At 61.6% G+C, this 15,696-nt stretch carries 18 protein-coding genes; 1 reads left to right on the forward strand and 17 read right to left on the reverse strand.

Annotation, left to right across the window (positions count from 1 at the left end; genetic code table 11):
- Nucleotide 1: 1 nt before the first annotated feature.
- The 15 genes from GOV80_RS01640 to GOV80_RS01710 all read right to left on the reverse strand — a co-directional run bounded on the left by GOV80_RS01640 (nucleotide 2) and on the right by GOV80_RS01710 (nucleotide 12,237).
- Nucleotides 2–3,967 (reverse strand): baseplate multidomain protein megatron, encoded by a 3,966-nt coding sequence (locus GOV80_RS01640; protein WP_170782614.1) that lies wholly within the window; start codon nucleotides 3,965–3,967, stop codon nucleotides 2–4.
- A complete protein-coding gene (locus GOV80_RS01645) occupies nucleotides 3,968–4,414 on the reverse strand; it encodes an NlpC/P60 family protein (protein ID WP_170782615.1) in 447 nt (148 codons plus the stop codon). It abuts the gene before it with no gap.
- Entirely contained in the window at nucleotides 4,411–5,298 is an 888-nt protein-coding gene (locus GOV80_RS01650) for a DUF2163 domain-containing protein (protein ID WP_170782616.1), read from the reverse strand. Before GOV80_RS01650 ends, GOV80_RS01645 begins: the two co-directional genes overlap by 4 nt.
- The gene (locus tag GOV80_RS01655) at nucleotides 5,298–5,930 is read right to left on the reverse strand and encodes a DUF2460 domain-containing protein (RefSeq protein WP_170782617.1); all 633 of its coding nucleotides are present in this window, start codon (nucleotides 5,928–5,930) and stop codon (nucleotides 5,298–5,300) included. The genes GOV80_RS01650 and GOV80_RS01655 overlap by 1 nt, the downstream gene beginning before the upstream one ends.
- Before the next feature lie 15 nt (nucleotides 5,931–5,945).
- Nucleotides 5,946–6,611: a phage tail tape measure protein gene (locus GOV80_RS01660; protein ID WP_170770528.1), complete on the reverse strand. Its 666-nt coding sequence runs from the start codon at nucleotides 6,609–6,611 to the stop codon at nucleotides 5,946–5,948.
- On the reverse strand, nucleotides 6,595–6,807 hold the full coding sequence (locus GOV80_RS01665; RefSeq protein ID WP_170770526.1) for a rcc01693 family protein: 213 nt from the start codon (nucleotides 6,805–6,807) through the stop codon (nucleotides 6,595–6,597). Before GOV80_RS01665 ends, GOV80_RS01660 begins: the two co-directional genes overlap by 17 nt.
- Nucleotides 6,804–7,121 carry a gene transfer agent family protein gene (locus GOV80_RS01670; RefSeq protein WP_170782618.1) on the reverse strand — a complete coding sequence of 106 codons (318 nt, stop codon included), beginning with the start codon at nucleotides 7,119–7,121 and terminating at the stop codon, nucleotides 6,804–6,806. Before GOV80_RS01670 ends, GOV80_RS01665 begins: the two co-directional genes overlap by 4 nt.
- A gap of 4 nt (nucleotides 7,122–7,125) precedes the next feature.
- Entirely contained in the window at nucleotides 7,126–7,539 is a 414-nt protein-coding gene (locus GOV80_RS01675; RefSeq protein ID WP_170782619.1) for a phage major tail protein, TP901-1 family, read from the reverse strand.
- A gap of 20 nt (nucleotides 7,540–7,559) precedes the next feature.
- Nucleotides 7,560–7,973, reverse strand: a complete 414-nt coding sequence (locus GOV80_RS01680; RefSeq protein WP_170782620.1) for a DUF3168 domain-containing protein — start codon at nucleotides 7,971–7,973, stop codon at nucleotides 7,560–7,562.
- A complete protein-coding gene (locus GOV80_RS01685; protein WP_170782621.1) occupies nucleotides 7,970–8,308 on the reverse strand; it encodes a phage head closure protein in 339 nt (112 codons plus the stop codon). The genes GOV80_RS01680 and GOV80_RS01685 overlap by 4 nt, the downstream gene beginning before the upstream one ends.
- A complete protein-coding gene (locus GOV80_RS01690; protein ID WP_170770516.1) occupies nucleotides 8,305–8,904 on the reverse strand; it encodes a head-tail connector protein in 600 nt (199 codons plus the stop codon). Before GOV80_RS01690 ends, GOV80_RS01685 begins: the two co-directional genes overlap by 4 nt.
- Before the next feature lie 174 nt (nucleotides 8,905–9,078).
- Complete coding sequence (locus GOV80_RS01695; protein ID WP_170770514.1) at nucleotides 9,079–10,257, reverse strand: phage major capsid protein; 1,179 nt, start codon at nucleotides 10,255–10,257, stop codon at nucleotides 9,079–9,081.
- 36 nt (nucleotides 10,258–10,293) lie between these two features.
- On the reverse strand, nucleotides 10,294–10,839 hold the full coding sequence (locus tag GOV80_RS01700) for an HK97 family phage prohead protease (RefSeq protein WP_170770512.1): 546 nt from the start codon (nucleotides 10,837–10,839) through the stop codon (nucleotides 10,294–10,296).
- A 26-nt stretch (nucleotides 10,840–10,865) separates the two neighbouring features.
- Nucleotides 10,866–11,084: a GTA head formation protein, RCAP_rcc01685 family gene (locus GOV80_RS01705; protein ID WP_170399828.1), complete on the reverse strand. Its 219-nt coding sequence runs from the start codon at nucleotides 11,082–11,084 to the stop codon at nucleotides 10,866–10,868.
- On the reverse strand, nucleotides 11,077–12,237 hold the full coding sequence (locus GOV80_RS01710) for a phage portal protein (RefSeq protein ID WP_170782622.1): 1,161 nt from the start codon (nucleotides 12,235–12,237) through the stop codon (nucleotides 11,077–11,079). The genes GOV80_RS01705 and GOV80_RS01710 overlap by 8 nt, the downstream gene beginning before the upstream one ends.
- A gap of 159 nt (nucleotides 12,238–12,396) precedes the next feature.
- On the opposite strand from GOV80_RS01710, the gene GOV80_RS01715 reads away from it, so the two are divergent.
- Nucleotides 12,397–12,822 carry a hypothetical protein gene (locus tag GOV80_RS01715; RefSeq protein ID WP_170782623.1) on the forward strand — a complete coding sequence of 142 codons (426 nt, stop codon included), beginning with the start codon at nucleotides 12,397–12,399 and terminating at the stop codon, nucleotides 12,820–12,822.
- A 95-nt stretch (nucleotides 12,823–12,917) separates the two neighbouring features.
- On the opposite strand, the gene GOV80_RS01720 is transcribed toward GOV80_RS01715, so the two are convergent.
- Together GOV80_RS01720 and GOV80_RS01725 are read right to left on the reverse strand one after the other, a co-directional pair.
- Nucleotides 12,918–14,288 carry a DNA-packaging protein gene (locus tag GOV80_RS01720; protein WP_473773605.1) on the reverse strand — a complete coding sequence of 457 codons (1,371 nt, stop codon included), beginning with the start codon at nucleotides 14,286–14,288 and terminating at the stop codon, nucleotides 12,918–12,920.
- Nucleotides 14,289–14,761: 473 nt separating this feature from the next.
- The gene (locus GOV80_RS01725; RefSeq protein ID WP_170782624.1) at nucleotides 14,762–15,640 is read right to left on the reverse strand and encodes a DMT family transporter; all 879 of its coding nucleotides are present in this window, start codon (nucleotides 15,638–15,640) and stop codon (nucleotides 14,762–14,764) included.
- Nucleotides 15,641–15,696: the final 56 nt, after the last annotated feature.

Here is a 15,696-nt window from a genome sequence, read left to right on the forward strand (position 1 = left end):
GTCAGCTTTGTCCTACCGTCAGTCGGGCAAACAGACCTGGGCCAAAGCTCGCGGAAACCTGCGCGACCTGTACATCGTACCCCGCTGAGACACCATCGCTTAGCTTCATCGCGGCGCTATAGACCCAACGCGGTTCTGCAGTGATCTCTTCTCGGATCAAGGACCCGCTGGAGCGAACCTGTACCAGATAGGTTTCAGCTTCTTCCGCCAATGGTACGTCCAAACCCTCCCAGTCGTCGCCATCCAGACGGGTGCGGCGAATCCAGCTGATCTGGTCCTCGGACGCGGCGCGATGCGCGCGCAGATGAACCGGCGCATATGGTCGCAAGCCATTGCCGTTGAAAGCCAGAACCTGATGCACATAGGACGGATCATCGTACCCTCGCGCTGCCGGGCCTATGCGATAATGCTTGGCCACCCGACGCTCGGACCTCAGAAGGTTGGTCTGAGCGATCCGTTGATCCAGCAAGACAAAGGTCGAACCTTCAGGCCAGACATCCGGCATGGCGGCATCGCTGCCCAACTGGCCACGCAGGCGACCAGACAGCGCGTAAGTGCCGGGGCTTTCCAATGTTGCCTGGGCGAACTGAAACACCTCCCAATTGTCGGGCGATCCGTCGCCAATTGCTGCCAGATTGGCTCCATTCAGCAATGCGTCGCGCGGTCGGGATTCCAATAGCCCTGCAATCAGCTCGACACGCAAAGGTGCGCCATTGTCCCATACTCCGGCACTTGCGCGCCGCAGCGGTGTTTGCGTGAAGCCGATCACCGCCTGCCGCGAGATCACATCCTGCAAGCTGAAATCCTCATCACTGCCCGAGGAATAGACAGCCGCCCCGCCCGGCCACGGTTCGGCCGACACCGCGATGTAGGGCGCATGAGGCTCCTCGGCCCCCGTGATCAGCGGCAGGTCCAGAAATACGGGCAGAACCGGAACCGGAGCAACAAAGGGCCGTTCGGGCACCGAATCTTCGGGAATGTCCGAGGCGCTATAGACGCCCGGCTCGACCCGGACCGCGTCCGCCAATTGCAATTCGGCCTGTTCCAGGCGGTCGATGCGATACCGCGCGCCCTGTTCATCGCCTGACAGGCTGATCACATCGCCAGCGCCGATATCCAGCATCGATGGTGGCAGGGCAAAGCGGACAGTTTCACGCGACACCCGCGCCTCGCTGAGCCAACGCTCGACCGTTTGGCGCCCTTCGGTGCGGGTCATCGACAGTGGCATCTCGTTGACCGAGACGGAATGTGTCTGATCGTCTGGCAGAACGGCCTCCTCCGAGACGATGTCGTGATCGGCATCCGATTGCACGAAACGCAACCGCACGCGCCCCGTCATCTCGGCTTCGGCTTCGCGTCTGTGTTCGATAGTGCTTTCGACATCCGGGCTGATGGCCAGTTGCTCGGGGTCAATCACCTGTGGCGTCTGCGCTGCCCGCATCCGAAAGATCAGAACGCCATCGCGTTCAATGGAATCGAATCCATAGCGCAGCATCAAAGGCTGCAAAGCCGCCCGCGCGTCCGAGACCTGCTCGATCACATAACCGCGGACAACACCATAAAGCTGCGTGGTGTCGATATTTGTCACTCCGGCTCCGTGGCAAATTTCCGTCACCACGGACGCCAGACTGCGCGCGCCCGAGCGTCCGTTCAACCAATGACCACGGGCATAGTTTTCGCCGTCGCTCCACTGGCTACGCAGGTTCGGGAAAGCTGGATATGGCCGTGCGTCCCAAGCCCAGACATAGGCGTTGGACATGTCAATCATCGGCGCGTCATAGACATCCGATACCGGGTTCAGGGTCGGGTCGGACCAGTACCCCAGCACCGCGCGCAGATATTGAAGCTGCATGAAGTCATCACGCAACCCATTGGAATAGGCTGGCAAGCTGGATTCCGAGGACTTTGGGTCCAGAAATTTGTTCGGCTGGTTCGTGCCCTTGTCGATGGCCGCACAGCCAAGCTCTGTGAACCAGATCGGTTTCGACCCCGGAACCCATGCTGTTTGGTTCGCCTGTCGCACACCGCCGATGCGTTCGTGATGCGGGTTGGACCACCAATTGCGCAGGTCCTTGTAGCGCCAGATCCACGGCTCGTTGTGTTGCGCGTCTTCAATGGGCGCGCGGATTTGCGCCTCGGCCTCTTCGGGTGAGGCATAGAACCAGTCATACCCCTCGCCGCCTTCGATATTGCTGCGCAGGTAGTCCAGATCGTAGATCGCATTCGCGCCGGCCTTCAGGTCGGCATGATCCTCGCCGTCCCGCCAATCCGACAGTGGCATGTAGTTGTCGATGCCGACGAAGTCGATATTGTCATCCGCCCACAGTGGGTCGAGGTGAAAGTACCGATCCCCGCTGCCATCCGCAGGCTGATAACCGAAGTATTCGCTCCAATCCGCTGCATATCCGATCTTGGTGTCAGGCCCCAGAATTGCGCGCACTTCGGCCGCGAGGGTGCGCATCTGAGCAACGGCCGAAAAACCCGAAGCCCCTCGGATCTGCGTCAGACCACGCATCTCGGACGCGATGCAGAAGGACTCGACCCCACCTGCGGCCTTACACAGCGCGGCATAGTGCAGGATAAAACGGAACATCCCCCAGTCCTGCGGGCCGGTGTAGGTCACTGCACCATCGGCGATGGCAAAATCCGACGTCCGCGCCTGACCGAAGAATGCATTGACCTGCGCATCGGCCTGAGCGGTGCCATCCGGCGTGCCCGCGCGTCCCGGTGCGGTGCTAAGCGTGATCCGTCCGCGCCACGGAAGATGGGGCTGACCGGTTCCGCCCGACCAGGGGTCTGGCAGGTTATTGCCGCTGAGTTGGTCCATCAGAATGAACGGGTAGAACATCACCCGTTTGCCCGATTTCTTCAGGTGCTGGATGGCCTGCACGACCGACGCATCGGCCGGGGTCGCCCCATAGACCGGTCGGTCATTTTCATGCTGTACAAGCTGTGCCTCGGCACGAGACACGCCGGCAACCGTCCAGGGCATATTCTCGCCCTCATATTCCTTGTGCAAAACCTTGGGCTGCAACTGACATTCGCCGCAACGCAGGTCATTCCCGAACCACGACACGATCAACGAGGCCGCGTCGCAAGACGGCAGTTCGGCTTCCAACGCGCGGGTCGAGGTTACAAGGTCCGGCACGCCAGAGGCCGAGTTCACATTCGCCGCCCAGCTTTGCCCCCGCCCCTTGGTGTAATTTACCTGAGTGCTCGCCAAAGCATATTCGCCGGTACCCGGCATCAGGGCCACACCCCGCACAATGCTGGACAGCGCATTCGGTGTCTCTGGCAGACCGGGTTGATCCGGGCGCACCACCTCGAACGAGAATTGCGGCACCCGATTACCGAAGGCCGCCAGCTGCAAATCTTCGATCACTACATAGGCTGTCCCCCGGTAGGCCGGAACACTACCGGCCCCCTCAATCGCTTCGATCAGGGGATCAGGCAATTGCGCGTCATCGCCTGGGTAGACCCGCATGTTCAGGCCTGCGCGTTCCAGCTCCTCTCCGTCGGCCCAGACCCGGGACAAATCGGCGATCTGTCCCGCCCCGACTGCAATCGCCAACGAGATCGAATAACTGTAGCTGTGAGTGGTGGTCGTGACCTCGGGTGCTTTCGGGCTTCCTTTGCCGCCGCCCGACTGCGTGGTTGTGCTGGTACTGAGCGTTTCCAGAAAGTCCGAGGCCCAGATGACCTGCCCACCAACCCGCATCCGCCCGAATAAGGTAGCGACCGAGGCACCTTCACCCGTTTCTGTCAGTCGGAACCGGTCCAGCCGTCCGGTTTCAACCACCTCGCTGCCGCTGCCCATGACCGATTGGCTCATCAGCCGTTGGTCGATCACACGACCCAGCGACGCCCCGATGGCGCGCCCTATGACCGCCGTAGACAACCCCGCGACCGTGCCCCCAATCGCGCCGCCAATCGCGGCACCGGCCGCAGAAAGTACAATCGTCGCCATTTACATATCCTTCCGCGGAAAACAGAAACAGGCGACCACGCGGCGGCTCCAGGGATCGCTCAGGGTATTCTCGACAACGCCATGGCCGGAATACGCATGAATAAACTGCGGCAATGGTTTGATCTGGCTGACAAGTCCGACATGCTTTGCCACGCGTCCGTCGTGCATCCGAAACAGCAAAACATCTCCGACTGCCGCCTCCTTAACTGGCTTTGCGATCAGGTGGCGGCGGGCAGCATCCCACATCCGTTCCTCACCCTGCGGTTCAGACCAATCCATAGAGTAGGAAGGCACCGCCTCCGGCTCGGCCCCCATGACCGCGCGCCAGACGCCGCGCAGTAGACCCAGACAATCCGCGCCCGCCCCCTTGGTCGAGGCCTGATGAACATAAGGCGTGCCCAGCCAGCTTCGCGCCTCGGTCACGATATCCTGCCTTTCTTCAGTCATCGTCTGCTTCCCCCTGCATTCGGATTGCTTTTCTTCGGTACGGCCATCACCCAATCCTCGCCCGGAAGATCAGGAAATCCTTGGAAGTTTATGAGATTGCTAAATTTTAATCGACAGGTCTCCATGCGCTTATCGCAACCTGCGGTCAGGCGAACGTGGTCTCCAGCGGCCAGACCACCGCTTATCCCGGACCACAACGTGATGCGACGACCACCTGAGATCGGCTCATCCTGCTTGACCGACGCCCATAGGCCCTCGGCCTGCCCCGACAAAACGTCAACGCGGCCTCGTTCGAACCACGCGGCTAAAGCGGCTTCAGCACCCGTTACCTCAAGCACACTACCAGCAGTCAAACGAGCAATCTGGGCTTCGGCATGGAACCCCGGTGCTCCAACGTCGAACCGACAACTTCGGTCGCCCAGAACCGCCGTACAAGGTTTTTGATAGATCCGCCCCAGAGGCCGGTTCAACAGATCCGTCAGGCCCCGTAGTTCGGCATGAAACGCCCCACCCGCACGACGTATCTCGCCAATAGAGCCGCGAAATTGCAGGTTCCGCTGTTCTGGCTGCGCCCAGTTCACCAACCAGGCTTTAACCTCAGCCCCATCGAAACGACCCGCCTCAATATCCTGTTCCCGAACCGCTGCATCGGACAACGCGCCCATCGCCTCGGAATTATCGATGGACAGGCCCGTAGCTTGTTCAACCGCAGCGGCGGTCAAGCCGGTGCTGGCCTTGAAGGTCAGCCCCTCGAACTGCAATTCCAGATCATGATCCGTAAACCCATAGACCTGCCCGTCCGGTCGCGTGATGGCCCAGCACCGGCACGTAGTCGTCAGCCCGGTTTGCAGATGCGCTTGCAAGCTTTCCCGATCCACGCTCATCAGATACGCACCTCGACAACCGGAACATTGGGAACGTCTCCGGCCTGAAAGCTGGCAACGCTGGTTTGGATCTTGTCGGTGTCAAAACGCACGGGCACGTCAAACTCGAACCCTGCGGTGATCTCGACATTCTCGGGCGGCGGGTCGGCGAACATCACTTGCCCGCGCAGCAGATCAACCTCGAAATCCACCCCTTCGCGCATTTCATCCTGTTCCAGGCCCAACCGCACAGTGCCCAGAACCGGCTTGGTGATAGGGCGCGCATATTGGAACCCGCCCGAACTGTAGGTTTTAACAAGCTGAAAGTCGGTCTTCACACCGTCCCCGCGCGCGATGACCTGATCGCCTTTGTCCACGTCAGCGGTTGCTGCACCGGATTTGTAGTCGGACCAGTCCTTCCAGCGGAACCCGAACATTTGGCCCTGCCGCGCCTCGAAAAACGAGATCAAAGTCTCGATATCATCCAGAGACCGCATCCCGAACCCAGCGTCATACCGCCTGCGCGAATGAGCCCAAGGGGTGTTGCGTTCTTCGAAACCATTGGCCAGCGTCACGATGTCCGTTCGCCGCTCCGGTCCGCCGACCGAGCCGAAACTCAGGCTGGCGGGAAATCTCACCTCATGGAAATTCATGACCTGCTCCGTGATTTACCTATTGCGATTGCCGCGACCCAAGGCGCGGCTCATCTGTGCGGCGATCTGGCTTTGACTGCGTCGAAAGCCCTGCACGTCAGGTGTGGTGATGTTCATCACCACATTCACCGCTCCACCTCCGCCCGATGTGCGAACACCCAGCTTGCCATCTGGTCCGCGCGCCAGAGGCATAATCGCCTCAGGGCCAGCCTCACCCATCAGGCCGGTCGCGCCGCGCATCGGGAAAGTCGTCGGGCCGGTTATCACCCCGCCATTGGCAAAGGGCATTACCCGGCCCTGGCTAAAACTGCCGCCATCGGCAAACGGCAGAATACCTTGCACAAAACTGCCGACCCCGTTTGCCAACAGTCCACCGAAATGATCCGTTACCGGTTTGATCGCCGCCGCGTAAGCTGCTTGAATCATAGAGTTCTTCAGGACACCCAGCGCGTCCGACAGGTTCATCCCATCCAGCAACACGCCATCAAAGGCCCTCCGCAACCCACCAGACATGCCGCGCTCCAGCGTGGCAACGTCCTTACCAGTTTCCTCGAAGGCTGCGCTGATCCGCTTCATCTGGCTGTCAAATGCTGCCGCCATGGAAGCGGCATCGCCTAGCGCGTCGCCCAACGCCTCACCCCGCTCCTGAAGGTCGTCCAACCCGTCACGATCCGTCGTCATCACGCTCTCCTTGTTCCTTGTCCGGGTAGGCTGCCAGCAACGCGTCCAGCCCCGCCCTGTTCATCGCGGGCACGCCTGCGCCCTGTCCTAGCATCAGTCGCAGCTCAGCCGGGGTCAGACGCCAGAACTGATCCGGCGTCAGACGCAAGCCGGTCATCCCGGCCCGCATCAGGGCGGGCCAGTCGAACCCGCTCAACGATCCGGCACCATGAAGGCGCGGGCCAGCAGCTCGGCCGCCGCGCGGACCCCTTCCATGGGGCCGCCCTCGATATCGGCGCGCATCAAGTCGGCGCGGGTCACATCCGCCCCACCGCCGCGCAGCCCCGCCACGATCAGCGCCAGCACATCACTGCTAGAGTAGGCCCCGCCTTCGAACCGCTGGACCAATTCCACCAAAGTCCCGGTGCCCAGCTCCTGTTCCAGTTCCGCCAAAGCACCCAGCGTCAGCTTGAGCGCACGCGGCTCCCCATCAATGGTCAATGCCACCTCACCCGTCCACGGATTGGCCATCGGCTTACAGCGCCGTAAAGGTCAGAGCCCCGGCGCTGGCCAGACTCATCTCATAGGTGGCCTCGCCGCTATGCGAGCCCGCATACTCGATGCCAGTCACCTGAAACGCGCCTTCGACAATGCCGAAATCGGGGATGATCACCTGGAAATCTGGCGTCTCACCGTCAAAGAACAACTGACGCGCACGTTCATCGGTACCTTCGTCCTTGAACACACCCGAGCCCGAGATCGAGGCCGATTTGACCCCAGCCCCTGACAGCAGCTCGCGCCAGCCGCCCTGGCTTTCAAGGCTGGTGACATCCACACTTTCCGCGTTGAAACTGACCCGCGTGGCGCGCAGGCCCGCGATGGTCTCGAACAGGCCCGAGCCGTTCATATCCACTTTGACCAACAGGTCTTTTCCGTTCTGGGCAGCCATATGCTCTCTCCGTTGATTGCTTAGTCGTCTTCCACGCGGGCGCGGAATCTCAGGTCGATCTGGCGGATCGCGCCGCCCGTTCCCGTGCGCCGGGCGCTGGCGCGTTCGAACCACAGCCCCACAAGGCGGCCCCGATCCAAGCTGAGTGCTGCGCCTTCCAGCGCGTCGCACACCGCGCCCGCCAACGTCTTGGCCGTTCCAAAGCCTGCGGCCTCGGACACCACCGACACAGTGAACCGATGCACGGCCCCCGTGCCCGACCGGTCTGAGGCATCGCGCACCTCTTCCGGGCCCAACGTCACATAGGTTTGGGGCACCGCACCCGCCGGAACCGCGTCATAGATCGCGCCGCCTGACAGCGTACTGACCTGAGCGTCACCGGACAGCTTTTGAAACACCGCCGCCTGCAATGCGGCCGAAACGCCATAACTCATGCTGCCACCTCTTCATCTGCAAAACAGGTCAGGTACTGGCCGCGTGGGTCGCGCTCGGCCACGGCGCGGATTACGAACCGGCGCGAGCCCTCAGAGAACCGCTGATCAGGGCTTGGGCGCATCGACGATCCCTGAGGCGCGCCGCGCACCACGATGCGATAGCCAACGCGCGAGATCGGAACGCCCGCAACAGACCGCTCGGACCCACTTCGCGCGGTGACCTCGGCCCAGACCGTGCCCAGGGCAGCCCATGTCTCGGTATAGCCACCCGCCCCGTCGGCACTGCGTACCGGCGCTTCAAGCACCAGTTTTCTGTTCAACCGGGGCGTCTTCATTGCGCCACCCCGGCACCAAAGCGCACAATCCGGTAGCGTTGGATCAGGCTGGTGACGCCAAAGGGCATACAGCCCGCGCCCAGCGCCGTCTCATCGCGGTATTCATAGTAATGCGCCGCCAGCAGCAGCACCGCCTGCCCCAGATCAGCGGGCAGAGCCCCCCAATCCGCAGCCATCCCGGCGGTAAATGCAATCTTGACCGACCCACCCGTGGGAATGGTCGGCAGGCTTGCTCCGGCAGGACGCAGACGCGGGCGTTGGCTGTCTTGGGCCAGACGATACCGGCCACTGTCCACCACCGTGTCAGTGCCGGTTGCGTCGGTCACAGTCACCGCGCTGATCGCCGTGACCGGGGCCACCGGCAACACCTCACCCGCCGCATCACGCCAGCCGTTCAAATCCCACGAAAACGCGCGCGCGATCAGCACCTTGCCGGTGCGCGCCTCAATCGCTGCAATCGCTGCCCGCAAAAATCCTTTCAGAACATCGTCCTGCACACTGTCTTCGGCGAAACCCGTTCCCAGCCGCAGATGAGCCTTGAACTGGTCCACCGGCAGCGCCGCATCCGCGATGGCGGTTTCTTCGATCAACATCATCCATTCACTCCGCAATCTCGGACCCCTCCGGGGCCGTAACTTCAGGAATTGACGGGCACGCGCCGCCCCACGTTGCTCGGACGGAGGGGAGCAGCTAGACAACGCAAGGGATCTCACCCCGGCACGCGCCCGCCGCCCCGGGGGGCCAATGGCCCCCCGAGGATTCAGCCCGCTTTAGGCGGTGCCGAATTTCACCAGCTTGATCGCGGCAAAGTCGCTCACGTCGCCGCCGACACGCTTGGTCGCGTAGAACAGGACATGCGGTTTGGCGCTGAACGGGTCGCGCAACACGCGCAGGTCGGGACGCTCGGCAATGGTGTAACCCGCCTGAAAATCACCAAACGCGATCGAGAAACTGTCGGTGCCCGCATCCGGCATGTCCTCGGCGATCAGCACCGGATAACCCATCAGGCGCGCAGGCTCACCCGCCGCCAAACCGTCCGACCACAGGAAGCGGCCATCGCTGTCCTTCAGCTTGCGGATCAGACCCGCGGTTTTCGAGTTCATCACGAATGTGCCGTTCACGCGGTACTGCGCGCCCAGCGCATAGACCACATCGACAATCGCATCCGCATCAACACCGCCGTCGATGCCGGTGGGCACGTAGCCAATGTTGCCCCAGTCCCAAACGTCATTGTCGACCTTGGTGTGGCTCAGGATACCTTTGGGCTTGTCTGCCCCATCACCGTTGATAAAGGCCGAGGCTTCGGCGCGGGCGAACTTGTCTGCAATGCGGCCTGCCAGCCAGCCTTCGACGTCAAAGGCGCTGTCATCCAGCAAACGCTGCGAGGCTTTGGGCAGCGCGCTCAGCTCGTGCAGCGAGATCGAGATACGGTCAATCGACGGGGTCGCGGTCTCACTCGCAGCGGTGTTCTCATCGGCCCAGCCCGCGCCCACATCGGTATGGTCGATCAGCACATCGAACGAGTTCGCCTCGACATTCACCACAGACGCGATCGAGCGGATCGAGGCGGTGGATTTCAGCACCGACTTGATTATTTCAGCGGTCTGCGGATCAACCAGATAGCCACCATCGCTGTTCACGGCGCTGGACAGGGATTTCGATTCCATATCAAGCCCGCGCAGGCCGTCATCCTCGCCCGAACGCACATAGGCGTCAAAGGCCTTCTGGTGCGGTGCGCCGTCCTCGATCGAGGCCGCAAGGTGCGGACGCGCCGCGATGGTTGATTTACGATCCAGCATGGTCAGTCGCTCTTCTGTCTGTTGCAGTTGGGTTTTCACTTCAGCCTTGAGGCCCTTGAATTCATTCACGAAGCCAGTCATCGCCTGCTTCACCTCCTGAACCAGGGGCGCACCCTCTCCGGTCAAGGCCGGGGTTTCGGTCTTGCTCATCAGCACTTCCATTTCTTGGGTGGGGGTTGAGGCGCGCTAGGTCCGCGCCAGCTCCTGCCGGGCGGTGTTGAACACCTCGGCAATACTGCGCCAGGTGTTTTCAACGTCAGGCTCAACGCCCTTCGCTGCCACCCGCGCACTGGGCAGCATCGGGAACGTCACCAAGGACACTTCCCACAGCTCCAGTTCGGTCAGGACCCGCTGGCCCTTGTCATTCTTCACGGCCCGCTTGGTGCGATAGCCAATCGACAGACCATCCATCGCACCCGCGCGGATCAGTTCGGCTGCCTCACGGCCCTTTTGCGTTGCCTCCAGCAGACGCCCTTTGACCCAAAGGCCCCGGTCATCCTCGCGCACCTCTTCCCAGACGCCGATGGGTTGCGCCGGATCGTGCTGCCACAGCATCTTGACCCGCTGCCCCGCTTTCGCCAGACCGTCAAGCGAGGCTCTATACGCCCCGCGTTGCACCACGTCGCTGCCCTGATCTACCTGACCAAACAGGCTGGCATAGCCCTCGATCACAGCATCGTCCGTTACCGAAAGCCCGTCTCCGAACCGCGCGAATTTGTGTTCCAAATCCATGAACACCTCCTCGTAAGCCTCTGATTTCACGGCGTCGCCGCAAGGAATGACTGAAACACCTGCGCCAGGATCACTGCCGCCACGCCATAGACCGTCAGCCACAACCGTTTCTCCAGCCGTTCCATCATCTCTTCGATCTGATCCAGCCTGCGGCACAGATGTGCGTGCTGGATCTCGGCCACTCTCTCATGCGCGGCCAGACGCAGGCCCGGCGCGCAATCGAACGGGGGATACCCCTCAGCCATCCGCACGCTCCGGCAGCCCCAGCAACGCGCGTTTTTCAGCGTCGGTCAGGAAGTCGGCGCCATTCACCCGCGCCCATTGCGCATCGCGTTCCGCCGACAGCGCAGGCACTTGATCCAGATCGGGCTTCAGCACCAGATCCTCGCCGGTGTACCCCACCAGCCATTCCGACACCGCCGCCGCCACCCGCGTCACCAGAGGCAGCACGGTCAGGCGGTAAAACGCCCGGTTGGCCTCCTGATAGTTCGAATAGGTCGCGTCGCCCTGTATCCCCAGCAACATCGGCGGGACACCAAAGGCCAGCGCGATCTCGCGGGCGGCGGCTTCCTTGGTCTTTTGAAACTCCATATCGGACGGCGAGAACCCCATCGGCTTCCAATCCAGGCCCCCTTCCAGAACCATCGGACGGCCGGCATTGCGCGCTCCGCGATAGTTCTGTTCAATCTCATCCGAGAGACGCCGGAACTGATCCTCGGCCATCACCCCATGGCCATCGCCCTTCCACACCAGTGCCCCCGAAGGCCGCGCCGCATTGTCGAGCAGCGACTTGGACCACCGAGACGCGCTGTTATGCACATCAATCGCCATCGCCGCCGCCTGCATGGGCGAAAATCCATAGTGGTCGTCCTGCGGATGGAAGGATTTGATGTGACAGATCGCATCCACCGGGAACCGGTGCGTCTTGCCGCCCGCCGTGTAGTCATAGGCTTTGGGCCATCCATCTGCGCCCGGAACCACGCTCATCCGGTCCGAGCGCAGAACGTGCAGCTCAAGCGGCAAGCCTTCTTCGGCCTGCACGGCCTCGACATAGGCATTACCCGACAGCAGCAACTGCCCGAACAGAGCCTCCATCAACTCCGCCCGCCCCTGCGCCGCATTGGGGCGGCGCATCAACGACAGGATCGGATGCGTTTCATAGCGCTGCGCCTGATCCTGCAACACCAGGGGCAGCGCCGCCGCCGCTTCGGCAATCAGCTTGACCGAGCGAAACCCCACCGGGTTCCCCGAAAACCCCGTCCGCGTCAGCGACACCGCGTCCCGAGGGCTCCACGCCACGCGCCCGCCCGTCTGCCACGCCACCACGGGGCCCGCCGCGCTGGCCTTCGCATCGGGCGCTTCGCCCGCCGATCCACGACGCAAGAAATCGAATACCATCTGTGCTCCTTTCTGCCGCCGCTCTGCCCGGCTTGTTGAAAGGAGTTATGCAGGAAAGAAGTTTAAGCCGTGGGAATGGGGCGTACGGGGGTTGGGCAACGGTGGCATTTTCGTGTGGTTACGACGTTTTACCTGCCATGATAAAAACACGTGACATGAATGTCAGAAAATCTGTATCAACCTAACATGTTGATTGAGTTCTTTAAAAAAGTTGGCAGTTCGAAATGGTTGCCGTGGATCGGGTTAACTCCAATCCTGATTTTCTTAGTTTGCGCGATTATTGTCGGAGAAGGTCTCCTTGGTATCGCAGGTGTAGCCTTTTTAGCCAGCATGCCTTTAGGTGTCGCGGTGGGTGGGTTTGCCGCGCATCGTTTGAGCAGGAAATTGTTCCCACGTAAGCCCGAGATCGAACAAAGGCTTACCCAATCGCTTTCGGCACTCGGGTTTCTTTCGTTGCCTTCTTTCGTCGGATGGGCGGCCAATTCTTACTTGGATGCAGGAATCGACATGTATTCTCTGAAAACACATTTGTTTTGGGCTTGCGTCGTAAGTGGCGGCTTTTTTCTGATCAATCCAAGTTCATAAAAGACTTAGCTTGTCGTTCGGTAAAAAAACCAAAGCTGACAAATCCGAACGCCTCGCCTAGTCAAGCTGTGACGAACCAGACTTTCCAAAAGCCTTCACAAACTCCGCACCCTAGGCCTCCGATACCCCCCCGCAGGCCCCACAACCAACTCATGCAGCGCCCAGACCAGCGCGTCGACCCGGTCAGGCGAGCCCGGCCCCTCATACCCGCGCGCCGTCATCTGGCACATCTGTTCCTCCAGCGCGTCCAGCCCTGCCACATGGCAAACCCGCCCCTGCTCGTACAAGGCCGCCACAGGCTCGGCCCGCGCGACCTTGCCGCGGGATGCCCGCACCGCGCGATAAGGGACCAGAGGGTCCACCTGCCGCACGACCTCTTCCACCAACTGCCCGCCCTGATTGACCTCGGCCACCAGTCGTTCACCTCCGAACTCATCCATCGCGCCAATCGCCGCCTGCGCCCAGCCCGCCGGGCCAACGCCCTGCACCGTCCGGTCGGCCAGCACATAGGCCCGCCAGTCCTCGGGCGCGCCCTGTAGCTGAGCCCCCACGACCACAATCCCGCAAGCATCCGCGTCCGCCCCCGCCGTCACCGCCGGGTCCAGCGCCACGACGATGCGATCCAACGCAGGCACCCGCGCGCACCGCGCCGCCTCCAGCATCGAGCCGGTCCACAGCGCGCCCTCAGCATCCGACAGTAGCACCCCGTCCAACTCCTGCCGCCCCAGCCGCGTCCCCGCATAGCGCGCGCGCACCTCGTCCAGAAACGAATCCGCCAGATTGGCCCGGTTCGCCTCGGTCGGTGCATGGGTCTGCACGGTGGAGGGCGACGCCAATAAATTCTTCAAAACCTTCACATTACGCGGTGTGGTGGTCACGCAGACCCGAGGCCGATCCCCCAACCGCAGCGCAAACTGCAACATATCCCAGGTCTCGCCCGCCTTCTTCCACTTGGCCAGCTCATCCACCCAGGCCGCATCGAACTGCGGTCCGCGCAACCCCTCGGGATCATGCGCCGAAAACGCCTGCGCCTCGGCCCCGTTTGGCCAGTTCAGCTTGCGCTCCGACGCTTTCCACACCGGCCGACGATCCGGGGGCGAGCATTGCAATATGCCGCTATCGCCAAAGATCATCACATCGCGCACCTGATCAAAGGTCTCCCCAACCAGCGCCACCCGGCTAGCCTCGCCCTTGTCCAGCGGCTTGGACCCTTCGACCATCGACCGCACCCATTCTGACCCCGCCCGCGTCTTGCCCGCGCCACGCCCGCCCATGATCACCCAGGACCGCCAGTCACCCTCGGGCGGTAGTTGATGCGGCAGCGCCCAGAATTCAAACAGGAAAGGGAGGGCGCACAGCCCCCCCTCCCCGATCTCACTCAGAAATCTGTCCCTCACCGCAGCATCGGCGGAGGCGAGCCAGCCTGCACCCGATTTCAAATCGAGCGCGCTCAAGGTCGAGCGCATATCCCCCTTGGGCAATTCCGGCTTGTCTGTGATGTTGTTCGACAAAGCTTGTCTCCACTTTCTGACAACTTCGGATCAGCCCCTCTAACTGACCCAGTTGTTTTGCCGTTCCGGCAAGATCTGCATCCTCCCCGGTTCCGATTTGCCTGCGCAGTTCTTCTGCTGCTTGGCGCAAACCGCGAATAGATGTTTCCAGCGACTGCAACAGTTCCGCCGTCTGGGACATCCGCTCTTCCGGGGTAATTAAAGTCATGTGTGCCTGTGACCTCATGCGTGAGTTTTCTCCGCACGAGAGAAACGAAAAAACGACCGCCGGGTTGCCCCGCGGCCGTTGCTCATTTCTTCTAGCATGACACAATCAATACGACAAAAAGCACGCAAAGTCAATATGTTGCGCAACACCCATGCAACAGGAACCGCACTGCCTGTTAAGACTGTTGGCGTTTGATCTGTCTATCCAGCGGTAAACTCGCTCAACCCCGAGCGATCTCCAGCACAGCGGCACTCACAATCAGCACTGCCCCCGTGGCCTCGCGCAGTCCAAAGGGCTCGCCCGAAAATACAGCAGCCGAAATCAGGCCGACCACAACCTCGCTCATCAATAACAACCCCACCCGAGCCGGTGTCAGTAAGGTCGCGGGCCAGATCGTCAGAAAGATCATCGGCAGAGTGTACAGCACCGACAGTATCGCAATGGGCAGCACACCGACAATCGCGCTTTGCTCTTGCACTCCGCCCGCGCTGAACACCAGGCTGATCAGCGACAGCATCAGAGCCCCGGCAATAAACGCAAAAACCTGCCCCGGAACCGAAATGCCCGAGGAGCGATACAAACCCAGCGTGCCCACCGCCCAAGCCATGCCGGATACCAGCGCCGCCCAATCTCCGACATTGCTGGGCCAAGGGATCCCCTGACCGCCGCCAAGGACGATCGCCATGCCGCCTAGGCCACATATCAACCCCAAAACGCGAGTTCTGGTCAGATGCTCGCCTAGAAAAACCCGGCCTAAGATCGTGCCCCAAACCGGCGTCAGGTAAAACAGCAGGATGGCTCGAACGACATCCGTATAGACCAGACTGATCGTGAACAGACCAAAGGCCGCACCCGTGAACATGCCGCTGAACATCAAATCCTGCCAGCGCCGTGCCAAACCATGCCGGCCGCGCCACAAAAGCGGCAAAAGGAAAAGCAGCGCTGCCGAATACATCACGATCCCCGGCCAAGCCCCTTCCAGCCCCTGATCCACGAAGTAGCGGACAGGGATCCAGTACAGTCCCCACATCATACCGCCAAGAACCAGGGCACCACTGGCGAGCTTGAGGCTATGGCCCTGCTGTGCACTTCCCGTCATTCCCAACCCCAAACTTCGCCTCGCAATGCTACGACGCGCTGAACCGCCACTCGGAA

The organism is Ruegeria lacuscaerulensis (assembly GCF_013034685.1).
Classification (GTDB): Bacteria; Pseudomonadota; Alphaproteobacteria; order Rhodobacterales; family Rhodobacteraceae; genus Ruegeria; species Ruegeria lacuscaerulensis_B.

What these genes read in the sequence shown, in the direction of transcription:
- GOV80_RS01650 (WP_170782616.1), bottom strand. Translation starts at nt 5,298, where the DNA reads ATGAGCGTGGATCGGGAAAGCTTGCAAGCGCATCTGCAAACCGGGCTG.
- GOV80_RS01705 (WP_170399828.1), bottom strand. Translation starts at nt 11,084, where the DNA reads ATGGCTGAGGGGTATCCCCCGTTCGATTGCGCGCCGGGCCTGCGTCTG.
- GOV80_RS01670 (WP_170782618.1), bottom strand. Translation starts at nt 7,121, where the DNA reads ATGGCCAATCCGTGGACGGGTGAGGTGGCATTGACCATTGATGGGGAG.
- GOV80_RS01720 (WP_473773605.1), bottom strand. Translation starts at nt 14,288, where the DNA reads ATGCGCTCGACCTTGAGCGCGCTCGATTTGAAATCGGGTGCAGGCTGG.
- GOV80_RS01690 (WP_170770516.1), bottom strand. Translation starts at nt 8,904, where the DNA reads ATGATGTTGATCGAAGAAACCGCCATCGCGGATGCGGCGCTGCCGGTG.
- GOV80_RS01645 (WP_170782615.1), bottom strand. Translation starts at nt 4,414, where the DNA reads ATGACTGAAGAAAGGCAGGATATCGTGACCGAGGCGCGAAGCTGGCTG.
- GOV80_RS01725 (WP_170782624.1), bottom strand. Translation starts at nt 15,640, where the DNA reads ATGACGGGAAGTGCACAGCAGGGCCATAGCCTCAAGCTCGCCAGTGGT.
- GOV80_RS01655 (WP_170782617.1), bottom strand. Translation starts at nt 5,930, where the DNA reads ATGAATTTCCATGAGGTGAGATTTCCCGCCAGCCTGAGTTTCGGCTCG.
- GOV80_RS01700 (WP_170770512.1), bottom strand. Translation starts at nt 10,839, where the DNA reads ATGGATTTGGAACACAAATTCGCGCGGTTCGGAGACGGGCTTTCGGTA.
- GOV80_RS01695 (WP_170770514.1), bottom strand. Translation starts at nt 10,257, where the DNA reads ATGAGCAAGACCGAAACCCCGGCCTTGACCGGAGAGGGTGCGCCCCTG.
- GOV80_RS01680 (WP_170782620.1), bottom strand. Translation starts at nt 7,973, where the DNA reads ATGAGTTATGGCGTTTCGGCCGCATTGCAGGCGGCGGTGTTTCAAAAG.
- GOV80_RS01675 (WP_170782619.1), bottom strand. Translation starts at nt 7,539, where the DNA reads ATGGCTGCCCAGAACGGAAAAGACCTGTTGGTCAAAGTGGATATGAAC.
- GOV80_RS01660 (WP_170770528.1), bottom strand. Translation starts at nt 6,611, where the DNA reads ATGACGACGGATCGTGACGGGTTGGACGACCTTCAGGAGCGGGGTGAG.
- GOV80_RS01640 (WP_170782614.1), bottom strand. Translation starts at nt 3,967, where the DNA reads ATGGCGACGATTGTACTTTCTGCGGCCGGTGCCGCGATTGGCGGCGCG.
- GOV80_RS01715 (WP_170782623.1), top strand. Translation starts at nt 12,397, where the DNA reads ATGTCAGAAAATCTGTATCAACCTAACATGTTGATTGAGTTCTTTAAA.
- GOV80_RS01710 (WP_170782622.1), bottom strand. Translation starts at nt 12,237, where the DNA reads ATGGTATTCGATTTCTTGCGTCGTGGATCGGCGGGCGAAGCGCCCGAT.
- GOV80_RS01685 (WP_170782621.1), bottom strand. Translation starts at nt 8,308, where the DNA reads ATGAAGACGCCCCGGTTGAACAGAAAACTGGTGCTTGAAGCGCCGGTA.